Source organism: Nitrospirota bacterium (assembly GCA_040757335.1).
Lineage (GTDB): Bacteria > Nitrospirota > Nitrospiria > 2-01-FULL-66-17 > 2-01-FULL-66-17 > JBFLXB01.
This window is the reverse complement of record JBFLXB010000002.1, coordinates 32,286-49,086: the sequence shown is the minus strand read 5'-3', so window position 1 is coordinate 49,086 and position 16,801 is coordinate 32,286. Positions and strand designations below refer to the sequence as shown.

Annotated in this window: 16 protein-coding genes and 1 tRNA gene; 7 read left to right on the top strand and 10 right to left on the bottom strand. The window is 63.9% G+C overall.

Going from position 1 to position 16,801, the window contains the following annotated elements; translation table 11 throughout:
• Nucleotides 1–3 precede the first annotated feature (3 nt).
• Nucleotides 4–867: a metal ABC transporter ATP-binding protein gene (locus AB1451_02285; GenBank protein MEW6681735.1), complete on the bottom strand. Its 864-nt coding sequence runs from the start codon at nucleotides 865–867 to the stop codon at nucleotides 4–6.
• Between the two features lie 246 nt (nucleotides 868–1,113).
• On the opposite strand from AB1451_02285, the gene AB1451_02280 reads away from it, so the two are divergent.
• The 3 genes from AB1451_02280 to bioA all read left to right on the top strand — a co-directional run bounded on the left by AB1451_02280 (nucleotide 1,114) and on the right by bioA (nucleotide 5,940).
• Entirely contained in the window at nucleotides 1,114–2,952 is a 1,839-nt protein-coding gene (locus AB1451_02280; protein ID MEW6681734.1) for a TIGR04442 family protein, read from the top strand.
• Nucleotides 2,953–2,983: 31 nt separating this feature from the next.
• Nucleotides 2,984–4,375 (top strand): Do family serine endopeptidase, encoded by a 1,392-nt coding sequence (locus tag AB1451_02275; protein ID MEW6681733.1) that lies wholly within the window; start codon nucleotides 2,984–2,986, stop codon nucleotides 4,373–4,375.
• 194 nt (nucleotides 4,376–4,569) lie between these two features.
• A complete protein-coding gene (gene bioA / locus AB1451_02270) occupies nucleotides 4,570–5,940 on the top strand; it encodes an adenosylmethionine--8-amino-7-oxononanoate transaminase (protein ID MEW6681732.1) in 1,371 nt (456 codons plus the stop codon).
• Between the two features lie 88 nt (nucleotides 5,941–6,028).
• Here bioA and AB1451_02265 read toward each other — a convergent pair whose 3' ends face one another.
• The 4 genes from AB1451_02265 to AB1451_02250 form a co-directional block, all read right to left on the bottom strand.
• The gene (locus AB1451_02265; GenBank protein ID MEW6681731.1) at nucleotides 6,029–6,406 is read right to left on the bottom strand and encodes a PIN domain-containing protein; all 378 of its coding nucleotides are present in this window, start codon (nucleotides 6,404–6,406) and stop codon (nucleotides 6,029–6,031) included.
• Entirely contained in the window at nucleotides 6,367–6,609 is a 243-nt protein-coding gene (locus AB1451_02260) for a type II toxin-antitoxin system prevent-host-death family antitoxin (GenBank protein ID MEW6681730.1), read from the bottom strand. Before AB1451_02260 ends, AB1451_02265 begins: the two co-directional genes overlap by 40 nt.
• Nucleotides 6,610–6,723: 114 nt before the next feature.
• Nucleotides 6,724–7,302, bottom strand: coding sequence for a helix-turn-helix domain-containing protein (locus AB1451_02255; protein MEW6681729.1), 579 nt, complete (start codon nucleotides 7,300–7,302; stop codon nucleotides 6,724–6,726).
• Entirely contained in the window at nucleotides 7,299–8,255 is a 957-nt protein-coding gene (locus AB1451_02250) for an AAA family ATPase (protein MEW6681728.1), read from the bottom strand. The genes AB1451_02255 and AB1451_02250 overlap by 4 nt, the downstream gene beginning before the upstream one ends.
• A 113-nt stretch (nucleotides 8,256–8,368) precedes the next feature.
• Between AB1451_02250 and glgP the strand changes: the two genes are divergently transcribed.
• The 4 genes from glgP (at nucleotide 8,369) to AB1451_02230 (ending at nucleotide 12,066) form a co-directional block, all read left to right on the top strand.
• On the top strand, nucleotides 8,369–10,081 hold the full coding sequence (glgP, locus tag AB1451_02245) for an alpha-glucan family phosphorylase (protein ID MEW6681727.1): 1,713 nt from the start codon (nucleotides 8,369–8,371) through the stop codon (nucleotides 10,079–10,081).
• 101 nt (nucleotides 10,082–10,182) lie between these two features.
• Complete coding sequence (locus AB1451_02240; GenBank protein MEW6681726.1) at nucleotides 10,183–10,683, top strand: hypothetical protein; 501 nt, start codon at nucleotides 10,183–10,185, stop codon at nucleotides 10,681–10,683.
• 83 nt (nucleotides 10,684–10,766) lie between these two features.
• On the top strand, nucleotides 10,767–11,126 hold the full coding sequence (locus tag AB1451_02235; protein MEW6681725.1) for a hypothetical protein: 360 nt from the start codon (nucleotides 10,767–10,769) through the stop codon (nucleotides 11,124–11,126).
• A gap of 16 nt (nucleotides 11,127–11,142) precedes the next feature.
• The gene (locus AB1451_02230; protein ID MEW6681724.1) at nucleotides 11,143–12,066 is read left to right on the top strand and encodes a class I fructose-bisphosphate aldolase; all 924 of its coding nucleotides are present in this window, start codon (nucleotides 11,143–11,145) and stop codon (nucleotides 12,064–12,066) included.
• A gap of 22 nt (nucleotides 12,067–12,088) precedes the next feature.
• On the opposite strand, the gene AB1451_02225 is transcribed toward AB1451_02230, so the two are convergent.
• From AB1451_02225 to AB1451_02205, 5 genes are all read right to left on the bottom strand, one after another.
• Entirely contained in the window at nucleotides 12,089–13,525 is a 1,437-nt protein-coding gene (locus AB1451_02225) for a hypothetical protein (GenBank protein MEW6681723.1), read from the bottom strand.
• A gap of 63 nt (nucleotides 13,526–13,588) precedes the next feature.
• Complete coding sequence (gene fbp / locus AB1451_02220) at nucleotides 13,589–14,599, bottom strand: class 1 fructose-bisphosphatase (GenBank protein ID MEW6681722.1); 1,011 nt, start codon at nucleotides 14,597–14,599, stop codon at nucleotides 13,589–13,591.
• A 23-nt stretch (nucleotides 14,600–14,622) separates the two neighbouring features.
• Nucleotides 14,623–15,273 (bottom strand): alpha-ribazole phosphatase, encoded by a 651-nt coding sequence (gene cobC, locus AB1451_02215; protein ID MEW6681721.1) that lies wholly within the window; start codon nucleotides 15,271–15,273, stop codon nucleotides 14,623–14,625.
• A 32-nt stretch (nucleotides 15,274–15,305) separates the two neighbouring features.
• A tRNA-Gly gene (locus tag AB1451_02210) sits at nucleotides 15,306–15,378 on the bottom strand.
• Between the two features lie 38 nt (nucleotides 15,379–15,416).
• Nucleotides 15,417–16,796, bottom strand: coding sequence for a hypothetical protein (locus AB1451_02205; GenBank protein MEW6681720.1), 1,380 nt, complete (start codon nucleotides 16,794–16,796; stop codon nucleotides 15,417–15,419).
• Between the last annotated feature and the right edge of the window lie 5 nt (nucleotides 16,797–16,801).

Sequence of the window (16,801 nt, the reverse complement as noted above, 5' to 3'; positions counted from 1 at the left end):
GGTTCAAACAGGGTCTCGATCGCCGTCCTCCCCGCCGACCTTGCGCGGCGCGTAGTGCGCGCCCGCGTTGGGGCTGTCGGCGATGAGTAGAAGCCCGTTCTGCCTGACCACCACCATCTCCGAGTTGTACGTCCGGCTCAGGATCTCGGACGTGAATACCTCTTGCGGATCGCCCTGCGCCACGAGCGAACGATTGAAACAAATGACCCACGGCAGGTGGCGCGCCACGCTGTTGAGATCGTGCGTGGTGAGAATGATGGTAATTCCCTCGCGGTTCAGTTGCGACAGCAGGTGAAGGATGTGGTGTTGGGTCTTGAGATCAACGCCCGAGGTGGGCTCATCTAAGATCAACACCTGCGGTCGGCTGATCAGCGCCCGGGCCAGGAACACCCGCTGCTGCTCCCCGCCGGACAGCGCGCGGATCTGGCGCTGCGCGTATTGCCGGATTCCCAAATGCTCCAGCAGGTCGAGCGCCACCCGGCGGTCCTCACGGCTCGGCCACGGGAGCCAACCCATTTCGCGTTGCCTCCCCATGAGCACGACCTGCTCGACCGTCACCGGGAAGTTCCAGTTGACGGTCTCGATCTGGGGAACGTACCCGACGCCGCGGCTGGTGGAGCCGTTGATCCGAACGCCCGAGACCCGCACGTCGCCGGAGGTGACGTTGACGATGCCCAGGATCACCTTCAGCAAGGTGGTCTTCCCCGACCCGCTGGGGCCGACGATACCCGTGTACATGCCGCGGGGAATCGCCAGATCGACTCCCTCGAACACGACCTTGTCGTCGTAGGCGCACTGGATGCCGCGGAGTTCGACCATCGGCGGGCCCGAGCGGTCCACCGTCAGGGAGGCTCGGTCGTCAAACACGGACCGCGACGGGCGTCCCGTCCCCCGGAACAAGCACTCTCGGCGTGTCGGATCGCAACATAGCGCAACGGTTTACCGTAACAGACGTCGGAAAATGCTGTCAAGAAACATCCGGTGGCGTGCGCCGCTCCGTGCGTGCACCGCTCGGGTGTTCAACATTGCTCACCCGTCGAATTTGCTATAATGTGGCGTGCGTCTTACCACGGTTCCACGATGCCGCCGGACTCGCATTGAGCTGATGCCCGAATGATCGAAGACATCCGCCTTCACGGACAGGTCAACCCGGAGATTGAGTATTTCGCCACGATCGCCGGCCGCTCGGTCGGGCACCAGTTTTTCTACGAGCCGTCGCCCGACGGGAAACCCGGGACGATCCGATTCTTCGCGGCAGGCAACGAATTTCTCATCGGACACGACGGCATCCGGTACAAAGGCAACGGCGGAAGCTTCTGCCGGTACATGTTCGGGGTCAACCTCCCGCTCAAGGACCTGGTCAAGAAAGAAGTCGTCAATCGCCTGGTGCTCAACGGCGCCATTCTCGATCCTACCGGCCAGTCGATCCGATTCACGGACCAAACCGAGGGCCGCGAGACCTTCGAGGAAGTGTTCCGCAGCGGCAACGCGGTGTGCAATTATTATTTCTTCGTCCATCTCCCCGAGCAGCAGCCGCTTCACAAACAGCAGGAATTCCTGTTGCGGCGGATCGGCCGCGTCGTCAAACACTCGGCGCTGGTGTCGATCCAGGACGACGTGCAGATGGTCCACCAACTCTACGAGGCGCTCAAGGAGCCTCGGGCGATTCTGTACCTCTTCAAGCTGACGCACCGCGGGCACACGACCTATTACCACTCGTTCCAACACGTCTACGCCGCCCACACGCAGAACGACGAACCGGTCTCACGGCGGCTGGAAGAGATCGCGCAGCAACACACCATCGATCTCTACCAGCAGACCCGCATGCAGATCGACGTGGTCTATCAACACCCGGACAACAAGCGGTTGATCGATGAATATAAAGACCTGTTGGCCGAGATGCTCATCGATCCCAGCTCCACCCAGGCGATTCTCGCCAAGCTCAACCGTTTGCGCACGCTCTCGGTGCGCCACGCGATTCCGCTGGAAGTGTTTCACACTTTGGACGGTATCTTCCTCAAGGACAAAGCGGCCGAGCGCTTCGAAGAACCGGAGCACCTCGCGGCCGCGCGGAGCCTCCTCGACAGCATGTTCCTGCAACGCCAGTCCAGCGACGGCTCGGTGCTCAAGGAGGAACTGGCCACGCTGCTGCGCGCCAAGCGACAGGCCATCGAGCGGCGCGACTTCGCGTTCGACGCCCTGTTGCTGGACGTGGGCAAGAGCTGCGACGAATACGCCTCGCAAACCGGGGATTCCGGGATCCTGGAGCGCTTCAGCCTCATCGTCACGTGCTTCGACCGGTTCGACGCGACCTACACCTACTTGAATCAAATGGTCTTTATGGACGATGATCAGACCACTGATTCCGTGCTGAAGACCATTCACGCCAACAAAAAGATCTTCGACGATCTGGCGCCGAAGCTTTTCAAGGAACTGTTCATCGACTCGATCGTCAAGGATCGGTACCTCACGGATTTCGGTCGCCGGAAAATCTTCATCGTGTTCCAGGGGTTAAAGGAAATCGACGAGGGGCGGCTGACCCTGCAGGAGGTGGCCAATCAGGTTCGTCAGGTCAATCTGGACGCCCAAGGCTACCGCCAGGTTCACAAACACCTCAAGCGGTTCCTCAAACAATTCATCAAGGAACCCCAGGCCGAAGCGATGACGCATTTGCGGGATCAGCTCTCGCAGGAGTTGCTGAACAAGGGCGTCATCACGGCGCCTATCCCCGAAGCCACGTTCCGCAAAGTGATCCGCGATCTGCACCGGGAGGCGGTCTACTTTTACGAAGTCCTGCCCACGCTCGTGGCTTCGCCCGAGGGATCGGACGGGCGACGAGACGCGTTTTTCGCGTCGAGCGGCGTGGATCGATACGATCTCGAAGAATTGGAGCGCGAATATTTCCACCAACACCGACTCGACGAATCGCTGCTGCAGGCGTTGCAGCGCTGACCCGTCCGTCACGCACACAAGGAGTCGCACCATGACCGTTCGTTCCGCTCACCGCCCCTTTCCGGGATTCGTTTCCGCACTCGTCGCGCTCTTCCTCGCGGCCACACTGGTCGGCGCTGTTCCGCCCGCCGCCGCAGTCAAAGAAACCTCGGGCCTGAAAGCCGTGACCGAACTGCAGGACGTGTTCGTCGACCTTGCCGAACACGTGAAGCCCTCGGTCGTCAACATCTCGACCGGCGCCACGCCGCCTCCGCGCAGCGAGCGGTTCCGCCAGCGCCCCGACTCACCCAGCAGCGGATCGGGCGTGATCATCGACAAAGACGGCTACATCGTCACCAACAATCACGTGGTGGGCGACGCCGACGAGGTCCAGGTTCGCCTGCTCGACAAACGCAAATTCACGGGGAAAGTCGTGGGCCGAGATCCCGACACGGACCTGGCGGTGGTCAAGATCGAGTCCAAGACCCCCCTCCCCACGGTCCCCCTGGGTGATTCGAGCCAGGTCAAGGTGGGTCAGTGGGTGATCGCGGTGGGCAACCCCTTCGGGTTGGAGCACACGCTCACCGTGGGCGTGGTCAGCGCGCTCAAGCGGGAAAACGTCAACCTCTCCCGCTACGAGGACTTCATCCAGACCGATGCGTCCATCAACCCCGGCAACAGCGGCGGGCCGCTCTTCAATATCAAAGGAGAGGTCATCGGCATCAACACCGCGATCATCAACTTCGCCCAAGGCATTGGTTTCGCCATTCCCTCCAAGATGGTGCAGGACATCTACCCGCAACTGGTGGCCAAAGGCCGCGTCAGTCGCGGCTGGCTGGGGGTGGGCATCCAAACCGTGACCGAAGAGCTCGCGGCGCAATTCAACCTCGAAAAGGAAGAAGGCGTGTTGGTCAACGAAGTGTTCGACGGCGAACCCGCCCAGAAGGCGGGAATCCAACCAGGGGATATCATCCTGCAGGTGGACAACGCGGTGGTCGACACTCCCACCAGTCTCGCCAAAGCGGTCGCGGCCCTCACCCCGGGGAAGGCGGCCAGCCTGAAAATCCTCCGGAACGGGGAGCCGCGTGAGCTGTCCGTGGTCTTGAGCGAACGCAAGGAGGAGTCGGACGCGCCCGAGGTGGTGCCGGTTAAAACGCCCGAGTCGATTCTGGGCCTCACCATCGAGGATATTTCCAAGGAAGCCGCGGATCGGCTTAAGCTGAAGGATACCCAGGGGGTCATTATCACCAAGGTGGAAGCCGACAGCCTGGCGGATAGCGGCGGTCTCAAAGAAGGCGACGTGATCAAAGAGATCAACCGACACGCGATCACGGATTCCGGCGACTTTCGCAAGACCAGCGAAGGCCTCAAACCCGAGGACGGCGTGCTGCTTCGCATCATCCGCGAGCAACGAGGCCTGTTCGTCGTGCTCAATGACAAGTAGCAGCGCGCATGTCGCCGCCGGGGTGGTCCCTTGACCGCCTTGGCCGATCGGATAGGAACCCGTCCGACTCACCGCGAAAGCGGAGCCTGTTCAGGGAAGGCCAGATGCCAGGCGCCGCTGAGCACCGGAGCGGAGCGTACTGGGTACGTACGTGAGCACCGGAGCGCAAGCGGCAACGCCGCAGATGGCCTTTCATGGACAGGCTCCAAGACCCCGCCACCCTCGTCAACCTAGACCACGCCCACCTCTGGCACCCGTTCACCCAAATGAGCGAATGGGTGACCGAGCCTCCCCTGATCATCACCGAGGGACAGGGCGTGCGCCTGCGCGATCACGAGGGCCGCTGGTATCTGGACGGCGTGTCGTCTCTCTGGGTCAACGTTCACGGCCATCGGCGCCCGGAGATCGACCGCGCGATCACCGAACAGCTCGGGCGCGTCGCCCACTCCACACTGCTGGGTTGCTCCTCCCCGCCCGCGATCCTCCTGGCCCAGCGCCTGGTGCAGCTGGCACCGCCCGGGTTGACCAAGGTGTTCTACTCCGACGACGGCTCCACCGCCGTCGAAGTCGCGCTCAAGATGGCGCTCCAGTACTGGCAACAGGCGTCGCCCCCGCGTCCGCAAAAGACCAAGGTGCTCGCGTACTCGTTGGCCTACCACGGCGACACGGTCGGTGCCGTGAGCGTGGGGGGGATCGACGTGTTCCACAGCCGCTTCGCGCCCTACCTGTTCCCTACGTATCGCGGCCGGCCGCCGTATTGTTACCGGTGTCATTTGGACCTGACCTACCCGGCGTGCGAGATAGCGTGTTTGGGCGATGTGGAGCGAACCCTCGCCGAACATCACCAAGAGATCGCCGCCCTGATCGTCGAGCCGCTCGTGTATGCGGCCGCCGGGATGATCACCGCGCCGCCCGGTTACCTGAAGCGCCTTCGAGACCTCTGCACCCGTTACGACGTGTTGCTGATCGCGGACGAAGTGGCCACCGGGTTCGGCCGAACCGGCGCGATGTTTGCGTGCATCAAGGAAGGGGTAACGCCCGATCTGATGGCGGTCGCCAAGGGATTGACCGGCGGCTATCTCCCCCTCGCCGCCACGTTGGCCACCCAACAGATCTACGACGCGTTTTTAGGCGAGTATCCGGAGTTTCGGACGTTCTTTCACGGCCACAGTTACACCGGGAACGCGCTGGCGTGCGCCGCCGGACTGGCGACGCTCGACATCTTTGTCCACGACCGCGTCCTTGCAGGCCTGGACACCAAAATCGCCCACCTGCGCGACGCGCTCGCCACTCTGGAAAAACATCCCCACGTCGGAGAGATCCGCCAGTGCGGCCTGATGGCGGGCATCGAACTGGTCCGGGACCGCGCGACCAAGGCGAGGTTTCCGGTTCCCGACCGCGTCGGATGGACGGTCAGCCGCGCGGCGCGAGAACTCGGACTCCTCACCCGCCCCCTCGGGGACGTACTCGTCCTGGTGCCCCCGCTGGCGTCAACGACGGATGATCTCTCGGAAATGGTCTCTTCCCTCCGCGGGGCGATCAGCCGGGTGCTGGGCGACGATTGATCGGCTGGAGCGTGATCGACCTGACCAAGTTGCAGGAGAAGAGCGGCTAAGGCCTGAACGGGACGAGTCGAAGACCAGGAATGGCGCGCTAGTGCTTGGTGTTCGCAGTCGCAAGGCTGAGGCGATGTCCGAGCGCGGTTGCCGCGATCAACGCGTCAACAACTCTTAAGCCTGAAGAGGCTGCAAACCGCTTGAGCAAGTCGATCGCTCGGCTGCAGACGGACTCATCCGGAATCACGACCCGCGCGATGTTCTGGCGGTGAAACGCCTCAACCTCCTCGACCTCCTCGGGACGCCGACACCCCTGAACGAGCTCCATGAGGACGAGCGATGACGTGATGCGTTGCTCATGAGGCACCCCTTCGATAAACCGCCGAGCCTTTGCGCTCGCTCGGAAGTACCAGATCAGAATGTCCGTGTCGAGGATTACCGGGTGTACCGTGGCTTGCGTAGTCGGGTCATCCATCGCTCGACGTCTCGAAGGTCCTTGCGATCACGCCACATACCGAATCCGATCGGCTCGAAGGGTTTCTCCTTGACCGGCTCGTGGGGAACGAGTTCCGCTACGGTCCTCCCACGATACGTAATGCCGATGCGCTTGCCCCGACGCACCTCTCGGAGCAGCGCAGCCGTCTTATGCCTGAGGTCCTTCGCCGTAGCAGTCTTCATCGCGCCCCCACAATCAAGTGCACACGACGCAGTGTACACTCCTTGAAGCGGTTATGCAATAAGAGGGCGTCGCCCGTGGCGCTTCAACTAGCAGAAGCGCCACGGGGTCACACGTCAGCCCTTGTGCCCTCGCAGCGTTTTCGCGTGTTGGAGGTACCCCTCGGCGACCACGTTCGGGTCGAGCCCGAGGGCCTTGGCGTATTGGGTGAGGTAGCCGCGAAGGTAGGCGTCGTGGGGAAGGCCTTTGACGTGGTCTTCTTCGATGAACTGCAGATACGCGATGCTGATGCGGGTGTTTCTGGCGATCTCCTGCAGCGGCACGCCGATGGATTCACGGCGGGCGCGCAGCGTCGCGCCCGTCACCTCGGACAGCGCCAGCGGCGGAGCCGGCGGCTGGGGCGGCCTAGCCGACCCGTGGCGTTCGTCGCCGAAGGTCAGAAACGCGGGTGTCAGACCGAGGACTTCCCGATCGTAACGCGCCCGTTGCTCGGGATTCGACAGCGTGTGCCACGCCTCGTCCAGCCGCTTCAGAAGTTCGCTCCGCTCGTTGGCGTCGAAGAGCGAGTGGGCCCCCAACGAGTTGTGGCTGAACGTTCGCTTGACCGTCGCGTAGGCGCGGGCGAGTTGCTCGTAGGACGCGTCCGGAGCCACTTCAAGCAGCTCATAGAAGTTCTGCTCCCGGAACGGCTTCATCCCCGAACGCAGAGATCGAGCGCGATCTGTTCGCCTTTGAGGAGGTTGGTCAACACGCGCTCCATGCCGCGCGAGGAACTGGCGTCCGGGAACTCCAGCACCGGCGGCCGCTTGCGCTTGTTGGCGCGCCACACGGTGTCGTCGTACTCGATGTAGCCGATATACTCGACCTGGATGCCGAAATACTTCGAGCACGAACTCCGCATCGACAGCCCCAGCGCGGCGTCATCCTGCGAACGGACTTGATTGACCACCAACTTGGGCGAGAATTGGGCCATGGTCTTGCGCAGCCGTCCCCCGACTTCCGGATCGATCGCCTCGACGCCGGTGATCAGGTCATGGGGGGTGCGAATGCCCCGTTCGTTCTTCTGATCCATGGCGCTGGCCACCAGCGCCTTGATCTCGGGATTGCGCACCGCCCGCTTGAACCGGCGATAGAAGGAACTCTTGATGAAGCGGTAGACGTTCTCGATCGACGTGGGCTCGGGGATGACCGTGAGGATGCCGCGGTCCGCGGCCAGGAAGAAATCCAGGCAATTGAACGACGTCCCCGCGCCGAGGTCGAGAAGGATGTAATCCACGTCCAGTTCCTGCATCTGGCGGATCATCTTCATCTTCTCGGTGTAGCGGGGATTGGCGATCTCCAGAAAGTCGTGGGCGCCGCTGATCAGCCGCAGGGTGGGCAGCGACGTATCCACCAGCACGTCGGCCAGGTGCTTCACCCGGCCCTTGACGAAGTCCGACAGCGTAGCCGAGGGCGGGTCGGCGCCCAATGCGGTGTGGAGGTTCGCGCAGCCGAGATCGGCGTCGATGGCGATCACGCGCTTGCCGAGGCGGGCGAGACCGATGGCGAGGCTCGCGGCCAGAAACGTTTTCCCCGTCCCCCCCTTGCCCCCGCCGATCGCCCAGATTTCGTTTTCGACGAGGCGGCCGTTTTCGTCTGGTCCCGGCATGGCGCTAGTTGTATCGCAAGCCTCTCGCATTTTCAAGCAAAAGTGTATTGCGAGCGTTCCCTGCAGCCGACCCGCTTGCACTCGCGCCGCGCTTGGCCGTATAGTGAACTCTCGTGTCGACCCTCGATTCGCTGACCAACGAACCCAAGATCGCGTACTTCTCGATGGAAATCGGTCTGCGGACCGATATTCCGACGTACAGCGGCGGGCTCGGGGTCCTGGCCGGCGACACCATCAAGAGCAGCGCCGATCTCAAGCTGCCGTTGGTGGCGGTCACCCTCGTCACCCGTCAGGGGTACTTCCACCAGAAGCTGGACGATCGGGGGCGACAATCGGCGCACCCGTGGCCGTGGGATCCGAGCCGCTTGATGACCCGGTTGCCCGCCCAGGTGCGAGTCACGATCGACCGCCGGCCGGTCGCGGTTGCGGCGTGGTTGTACTGGGTGCAGAGTCCGACCGGCGGCCGGATCCCGGTGTTGTTCTTGGACACCGATCTCCCGGAGAACACGCCGGAGCACCGCGAGCTCACGTCGTTCCTGTACGGACGCGACGCGGCCTACCGGCTGCGGCAGGAGATCGTGCTCGGGATGGGCGGCGGCAAGATGCTCCAGGCCCTGGGCGTGACCGTGCGGAAGTACCATCTCAACGAAGGGCACTCGGCTCTGCTGACCCTCGAGTTGCTGGAGCGATTCAGGCGTCCTATCGAGAGCGTGTGGCACGAGGATCTGATCTGGGACGCGGAGCGAATCAAGGACTTGTGTGTGTTCACGACCCACACGCCGGTGGGCGCCGGCCACGACCGATTTTCGTACGATCTGGTCGAACAGGTTCTCGGCGCGCCGGTGCCGGTTCCGGTCATGAAGCGATTTGCCGGGGAACAAGAGCTGAACATGACCATGCTCGCGCTCAACCTGAGCCGCTTCGTCAACGGCGTGGCCAAACGGCACGGCGAAGTCTCGCGCGCCTTGTTCCCAGGGTACGAAATCTCGGCCATCACCAACGGCGTGCACAGCTTCAGTTGGACCGGGCCTGACATGGCGGCGCTGTATGATGCCTACCTTCCCGGATGGGCCAACGACCCCGAACTGCTGGTTCGCGTCGACAACATCCCGGACGACGCGCTCTGGCTGGCGCACCAATCGGCCAAAGCCCGTCTGCTCGCCCTGGTCAAGCAGACGACCGGCGTGGAGATGGGGCCGGACGTGCTCACGATCGGGTTCGCCCGTCGGGTGACCCAGTACAAACGAGCCGATCTCCTGTTCTCGGATCCCAAACGCTTGGCCGAAATCGGGAAGGGCCGCCTCCAGGTCGTGATCGCCGGAAAAGCGCATCCCCAAGACGTCCCGGGACAACGGATCATCGAGCGCCTGTTCAACGCCATCGAGACGTTGAGAGGCCAGATCGCGGTGGCGTATCTGGCCGACTACACCATGGACATGGCGCTCACGATCATCTCCGGATCCGACGTCTGGCTGAATACGCCGCGGCGGCCGTTGGAAGCCTCGGGCACGAGCGGGATGAAGGCCACGCACAACGGGGTGCCCAACTTCAGCGTGCTCGACGGCTGGTGGATCGAGGGGCACATCGAAGGGATCACCGGCTGGTCGATCGGGGCGCCGCCGCGCGAGACGGCGCCGGCCGAGGGCGACGACCAGCGGGACGCGAACGACCTGTACGAAAAGCTCGAGCGCGTGATTCTGCCGCTGTATACCGAAAACCGCAAAGGGTGGGCGGCCGTCATGAAACACGCGATCGGCAAGAATGCCTCGTATTTCAACAGTCACCGGATGATGCGCCGGTACGTGACCGATGCCTATCTGCGATGACCTCAACCTTATGCCGGAGTCTTCGCGAGCCCGCGCGTTCCGTGGTGGAACCCGCCGTCCCGGAACTCCCGTGCCCGCGAAGCGGAGAAAGGAATTCAGCCATGACCACGACATCCCCGTTTGACTGGCTCAAGGATCTCTGCACCCATTTCGACTGGCTGCACGCCAGTTCGCAAGCTTTGGCCGAGGGTCGCCCCCTGTCCCCGACCGCCACGTTCCCCGACCACGCCATCGGCGAGATCATGCGCGCGTACTTCCGCATTCAGGACACTCTGGCTTCTCAGCGCACCGAGCTGGGCGCGCTGCGGCAGAACATCGAGACGCGTGACGCCGAGCTTCACGCGCTGCGCGTGGAAGCCGACACGGCCCGGCGGGAACTAGGCGAGATCCGCTCGGCCTTCGATCATACCCGGCGGACGCTCGAGGACCGCCAGCGGGGCTGGGAGGAAGCCGAAGCCAAGTGGCACCACGAGCGGCGTTTGACCGAGGAGCGCATGAGCGGGCTGGAGCAACGCCTGCGGGACGTGACGGGTCGGTTGGCGGACCACGCGCGAACGCTCAACGCCGTGGCGGCCGACCTGGCCGGCGCGTCCTCGACCTGACACCCGCGACCCGATTGCAGAGCGCGCGTCGTTGTGGTACAAGTGGCGCGTTTATCGACTCACGAGAAGGAGCTCGTATGCGAATGGCTCGGTTACGCCGCCTGATGCCCAGCGCGTCGGCCACGCGCTTCACCAAGGTCCGGGGCAAGATTCGGCGGTTCTTTCTTTGTCTGGTTCCGTCGGAATACGTCCGACGCCAGGCTGCCCTCCGCCAGGGAGAATGCGTGGGCTGCGGACGATGCTGCAAGTTGGTCTTTCATTGCCCGTTCCTGGGAGGCACCGACGAGAACCCCCGCTGCTTGATTTATCACAGCGCGCGGCCCAACCAATGCGCGGCCTTCCCGATCGACGAACGGGATTTGGCGGACGTCAACTATCTGTGCAGTTACAGCTTCGCGCAACCCGCACCGGCCCAGCAACTGCTCACCTTGGCATTTGAGTGAGCCTGAGGAGGCTGCCATGCAGGACCGAATCCGCGCCATCCTGAACGGGTACACCAACGACGGAGCCGGCACCAAGACCAACCTGGCTCGTATCCTGAACCACGGGGTCCTGGGAGGCACCGGGAAGCTCGTGATCCTGCCGGTGGACCAGGGGTTTGAACACGGCCCGGCCCGGAGCTTTGCCCAGAACCCGTCAGGCTATGATCCCCACTATCACTTTCGGCTCGCCATTGACGCGGGCTGCAACGCCTACGCGGCTCCGCTCGGCTTTTTGGAAGCCGGGGCCGCTGAGTTCGCGGGCGACGTACCTATGATCCTGAAGCTCAACAATCACGATGTGCTCTACGACGAGAAGGATCCGCTGCCGTCGCAAACCGCATCGGTCCGCGACGCGCTGCGGTTGGGATGCGCCGCGGTGGGCTACACCATCTACCCCGGATCGTCACGCAGCCAGAGTATGTACGAGCAACTGCGGGCTATCGCGGAGGAAGCCAAGGCCGTGGGGCTCGCCGTGGTGGTGTGGTCCTACCCCCGCGGCTCCGGCCTCAGCAAGGAAGGGGAAACCGCTATCGACGTGGTCGCCTACGCCGCGCAGATCGCGGCGCAACTGGGCGCGCACATCATCAAGGTCAAACTCCCGACCGACCACCTCGAGCAGGCGGCGGCCAAGAAGGTCTATGAGTCGCAAAGCGTCCCCATCAAAACCTTGGCCGATCGCGTCCGGCACGTGGTCCAGGCCGCGTTCAACGGCCGACGGATCGTGATCTTCTCCGGGGGCGCCAAGGAAGACGACGAGCGCGTGTTCAGCGAAGTCCGGGCGATCCGCGACGGCGGAGGCTTCGGCTCCATCATCGGCCGCAATTCCTTCCAACGGCCCAAGCCCGAAGCGCTCAAATTCCTGGACACGATCATGAAGATCTACGCGGGAAAGATCCAGTAAGAGACGGGGTCGATCTTTATCCTCACGGATACACCCGCCCGTCCCACGCCATCAAGAACGCCGCCAACTCTTTCCGTTCCCTGGCTGAAGCGATGAAGTACGGGTGCGGCGCGCCGGCGCCCCGCTCGGGAGAGAACAACGCCTCCAACGTCGGCGCCGATCCGTCGTGCAAGTACGGCGCGGACCACGAAAGACCCAACAACGACGGCACCTTGTACCCCCGACGAGCGATCGAATCCTCCCCCGGCGTCAGGGCGATGCGATCGTCATACCCCATGCCGGGATTCTCGACCGTGGGCGCTTCGCGGCCCTGACCATAACCGGCGACCAGCGTGGCCAGCGGCACGACCGCTCCACCCGCCACCCACGCCTCCAAGTGACAATCGTTGCACCCGGACCGACGGAACACCCGGCGCCCGGCGTCGATCACGCGTTCGTCGGGAAGATCCCGCTCGGGAGGCAGCACACCGCCCAGGTATGCGGTCAACGCCGCGACCTCGTCGCGATTGACGCGGAACTTGGCATCCATTGCGTCATGGAACAGTTTGAAAACGCTCGCGCGAAAGATGGCCGCCCGCGGCCAATCGCCTTCCGGGTCGATCGCCTCCAAGGCGCGGTGATACGCTCGGCTCAACGACTCGCCGACGGGCCAGAACGGGCCGTCGGCCAGGAAGGCTTTCCCGGGAGGAGTCGCCAGCACCGTGGGATCCAGCACCACGGTGGCAAAATACTGATTCGCGTCTTCCGCCCCGGAGAACGACCCGTCCCACAAGTACGGACCGTGGGGGCCCACCAGGAACAGTGACGGGATGTCCGTCGGATTGCCCACGCCGTCCGGAAGGATATCGGCCTGACCCCGCGGCCAAGACCGGAGGGCCGCGTCCGCCGCGCCTTCAAATACCTCGGCGTCGTCCACCGCACCGAGATCAACGGCCACTCCGCTTCCGGTCCGCGACACGTTGACGAACGGCAAATACGCGCGCGAGCGTTCTCCCCAGGCGAGCACCTCGCCGGAGGCGAGCCGGGCGTTCGGCACGCCGTCGGTGCGACGGCCCACCCCGGGGGCAATCCGCCCATCGCTGCGGGAATGGCACCACGCGCAGGTGACCCCGACGCGCCCGTTTCGCGCCACGAGCCCGATGACCGCGTTGGCCCCGATCAACCGCATGGTTGCCGCGGCGTTCCCGTAGACGCCGCTGCCCACGTCCACCAGGAGGAACTCGGACGGTAGTTTGTCCGCGTCCAACTGCACGCCGGCCGCCAGCAGGTCATTGGGCGTGATGCCCCGACGCGCAAACCCCTCGTCCAGACCCAGGATGTCGGAAAAGAACCGCTCGTTCCCGAAGGTTTCGTATCGGAACACCGACTCGCCCGCGTCCTTCAGCACCACGTCGGTCGGCGAGGACCGTGAAGAAAACGGAGCGCCCCCTTGGTGCGTGCAGGCAACGAGGAGGAGCATGTATAGAGCGACGGGGAGAGCGGGCGAGGGGGCGAGGGGGCGAGAGGGCAAAAGACTCACCCCTCACCGGTTCGCTTGTTTCACCATCTCTTCGTACCGGGCCACTTCCTCTTTCGGGCCGACGATCAGCGGAACGCGCTGGTGCAGGTGGGTCGGCTCGATGTCCATGATTCGCTCCGTCCCGGTCGTGGCCGCCCCTCCGGCCTGCTCCGCGATGAAGGCCATGGGCGCGGCTTCAAACAGCAGGCGTAGTTTCCCGCTGGGTCTCTTGGGGTCTCTGTGATCCGCCGGGTACAGGAAGATGCCCCCCTTGAGCAGGTTGCGGTGGAAATCGGACACCAGCGACCCGATGTAGCGCAGGCTGTAGGGACGGCCCGTGGCGCGATCCACGGCCTTGATCGACTCGACGTACGCGCGGGTTCCCGCGTCCCAGTAGGCCGCGTTGCCCTCGTTGACGCTGTAGATCGTGCACCGCGAGGGCATTTTGATATCGGGATGCGACAGGATGAATTCGCCCACGGTCGGGTCCAGGGTGAACCCGTGGACGCCGAGCCCCGTGGTATACACCAACATGGTGGACGATCCGTAAATCACGTAGCCCGCGCCCACCTGTCGAGCCCCCGGCTGCAGGCAATCTTCCTCCGCCCCACGGCGCCCGGCGCTGCGCTTGCGGTGCAACGAAAAAATCGTTCCCACGCTCACGTTGACGTCGATGTTGGACGACCCGTCGAGCGGATCCATGTTGATGGCGTATTTGCCTCCGAATCCTCCGTCGCGGATCTCCACGATCTGCTCGTTTTCCTCGGTGGCGATCGCGCACACCTTGCCCCCGCTGCTCAAGATGCGGATGAACAACTCGTTGGCGAACTTGTCCATCCGCTGTACGATTTCGCCCTGGATATTCACCTCCCCCAGCGAGCCGAGCAGATCGCCCAGCCCCGCGCGATTGACCTCTTTCGACACCAGCTTGGCCGCCAGCGCCACGTCATACAGCAGGCCGGAGAATTCACCGGACACCCCGGGGAACTGCCTCTGCTGGGCCAAGATGTGCTGCTCAATGGTGGTCAGTCGCATCGTCGCTCCACGGGGCGGGCCGCTCAGGGTTCCGGCTCGGCATTCATCACCTTCACCACGGCCATCCCGTCGGGATAAAAGTCGATGATGTTCAATGCGCCGTAGCCCTGTTCGATCCGGAACACGTACTTGAGATCGAGCCCCAAGGCGTGGCACAGAATGGCACGATTGACGCCCCCGTGGGCGACCAATGCCAATGCCTCTTCGGGATGGTTGGCGAGAATCCCCGCCAGCGACTTCAGCACCCGATCCCGCATTTCCGCGTACGTCTCCCCGCCTCTGGGTCTCACGCTGGGCGGATCGATCAACCAATTCGCCCACGCCTCCGGAAAGCGTTCCGCGACCTCCGCGTAGGTCAGTCCTTCCCAGTCCCCGAAGTGTTTTTCGCGAAGCTCCGGGTACGAGACCACCGGCAACCCGTGGCGTTTGGCGATCTGCTCGGCGCCTTGGCGGCTGCGCCGCAGCGTGCTCGAGTACACGGCTCGGATCCGCGTCGACGCAAGGCGGTCCGCCACCCGCTCCAATTGGTCGATCCCGTTGGGAGTCAGTTCAACGTCCCGGTGACCGTTGTACGTATTGGGTTTGTCCCTCACCACCTCCCCGTGCCGAATCAGGTACAGGCGGGTAGGCAGGGTGGTGAAACGGGCGGTCAGGGGCTGAGGAGCCGGATCCAACGTGTCGAGACCTTACCGGTGGCCAAACAAAGAGCGGGCGACGGGATTTGAACCCGCGACAACCAGCTTGGGAAGCTGGGACTCTACCAGCTGAGCTACGCCCGCGAAAACGCAGTGCATCTTAGGAGAGCGCCGGACGGAAGTCAAGGCGTGGAGCCAGTGGAGTCATTGGGATCGCCTCGGGATTGCCCTGGGACCGCCCCAGGCGCGAGGTTGTGCAGCGCGGTCGAATACCGGGTCAGGAACTCTGCCACCGACCGCACTTCATCCTCATTGAGCCCGGCGGGTTTGCTCATTCTGCGGACAGTCGTGGTCCAATCGCGACGGTTGGCGGGCATCAGCCACAGGCTGTGGGCGGTTTGATTCAGGGCCGGGTCCGTCCACCCGTGGCAGCGATTGCACTTCTCGAACGCCGCCGGCGGCTCGATATCTGGAACCCGTCGCGAGGGATCGGGACGTTTCAGCGCGGCGATGATGTCGTCGGCCGAGGTTCGCGGGACGCGGTCGAGCGCCCTCCAATGGCCGCCGCCGTCGGAAGAGGTGTAGACCCCGGCCCCGTGGGTGCCGGCGTACAACCGGTTCGGGTTGGTGGGGTCCACGATGAGCGCGCGCACGTCCGTTCCACCCAGGCCCGCATTGCTCGGCGACCACGTGCGGCCCCCGTCCGAACTCTTGAGCACGCCCCGCGTCGAGGTGGCCACGTACATGATCTGATGCCGGCTCGGCTCGAACCGGATGACCCGCACCCAATCCGCATCGAGCCCTGCTCCGAACCGTTTCCAAGTAGCGCCGGCGTCCTGGCTCTCGTACAACCCTCCGCCCGCCAATGTTGTGCTGTCCCGCAGCACCGCCGCAAGGATGCGACCGCCCTTGGGATGCACGGACAATGCACTGATCTTGCGGCCCTCCAGGTCCGGTGATGCGCTCCGCCACGCGGCATCGCCTTCCCGACGCATGAACAGACCCCGTTTGGAGGCCAGCAAGACCGTTTCGGGGTTGGTGGTGGTATCGATGAGCAGATCTTGAAACTGCTGGCTCTCGGTGAAGCGATCGCCTTGGTTCCAGGCCGACCAGGTCATCCCTTGGTCGAGGCTGCGGTACACGCCGGTCGAGGTGACGACGTAGACCTCTTGGGGCCGGGTGGGATGGAGCGTCAGGAACCCGATATCGGTGTTTCCCAGGCCGTCGTTTCGCTCCTCAAACGTGTTGCCGCCGTCCCGGCTCACGTACAGGCCGCCGCCGCCCGCGCCCACGTACACCGACTCCGGATCGGACGGATCGATGATGAGGCGGTACAGCGAGAAACTGCGGATGCCGCTGTTGGCGAGCGACCAGGTTTCGCCGCGATTCGCACTCCTGAGGAGCCCGATCGAATAGGTGGTCAACGCGAACACCCGCTCGGGTTTGTCGGGATGCAGCGCGACCTGGGTAACGAACAGCCCCTTCCCCGCCTGGTCGGCGCGGGAAGGGGCTGCCTGAATCATCACCCCGCACGCTGCGGCAATCACCACCAGCCGGCGCATGCTGG

What these genes read in the sequence shown, in the direction of transcription:
- AB1451_02280 (MEW6681734.1), top strand. Translation starts at nt 1,114, where the DNA reads ATGATCGAAGACATCCGCCTTCACGGACAGGTCAACCCGGAGATTGAG.
- AB1451_02275 (MEW6681733.1), top strand. Translation starts at nt 2,984, where the DNA reads ATGACCGTTCGTTCCGCTCACCGCCCCTTTCCGGGATTCGTTTCCGCA.
- bioA (MEW6681732.1), top strand. Translation starts at nt 4,570, where the DNA reads ATGGACAGGCTCCAAGACCCCGCCACCCTCGTCAACCTAGACCACGCC.
- AB1451_02265 (MEW6681731.1), bottom strand. Translation starts at nt 6,406, where the DNA reads ATGGATGACCCGACTACGCAAGCCACGGTACACCCGGTAATCCTCGAC.
- AB1451_02260 (MEW6681730.1), bottom strand. Translation starts at nt 6,609, where the DNA reads ATGAAGACTGCTACGGCGAAGGACCTCAGGCATAAGACGGCTGCGCTG.
- AB1451_02255 (MEW6681729.1), bottom strand. Translation starts at nt 7,302, where the DNA reads ATGAAGCCGTTCCGGGAGCAGAACTTCTATGAGCTGCTTGAAGTGGCT.
- AB1451_02250 (MEW6681728.1), bottom strand. Translation starts at nt 8,255, where the DNA reads ATGCCGGGACCAGACGAAAACGGCCGCCTCGTCGAAAACGAAATCTGG.
- AB1451_02240 (MEW6681726.1), top strand. Translation starts at nt 10,183, where the DNA reads ATGACCACGACATCCCCGTTTGACTGGCTCAAGGATCTCTGCACCCAT.
- AB1451_02235 (MEW6681725.1), top strand. Translation starts at nt 10,767, where the DNA reads ATGGCTCGGTTACGCCGCCTGATGCCCAGCGCGTCGGCCACGCGCTTC.
- AB1451_02230 (MEW6681724.1), top strand. Translation starts at nt 11,143, where the DNA reads ATGCAGGACCGAATCCGCGCCATCCTGAACGGGTACACCAACGACGGA.
- AB1451_02225 (MEW6681723.1), bottom strand. Translation starts at nt 13,525, where the DNA reads ATGCTCCTCCTCGTTGCCTGCACGCACCAAGGGGGCGCTCCGTTTTCT.
- fbp (MEW6681722.1), bottom strand. Translation starts at nt 14,599, where the DNA reads ATGCGACTGACCACCATTGAGCAGCACATCTTGGCCCAGCAGAGGCAG.
- AB1451_02205 (MEW6681720.1), bottom strand. Translation starts at nt 16,796, where the DNA reads ATGCGCCGGCTGGTGGTGATTGCCGCAGCGTGCGGGGTGATGATTCAG.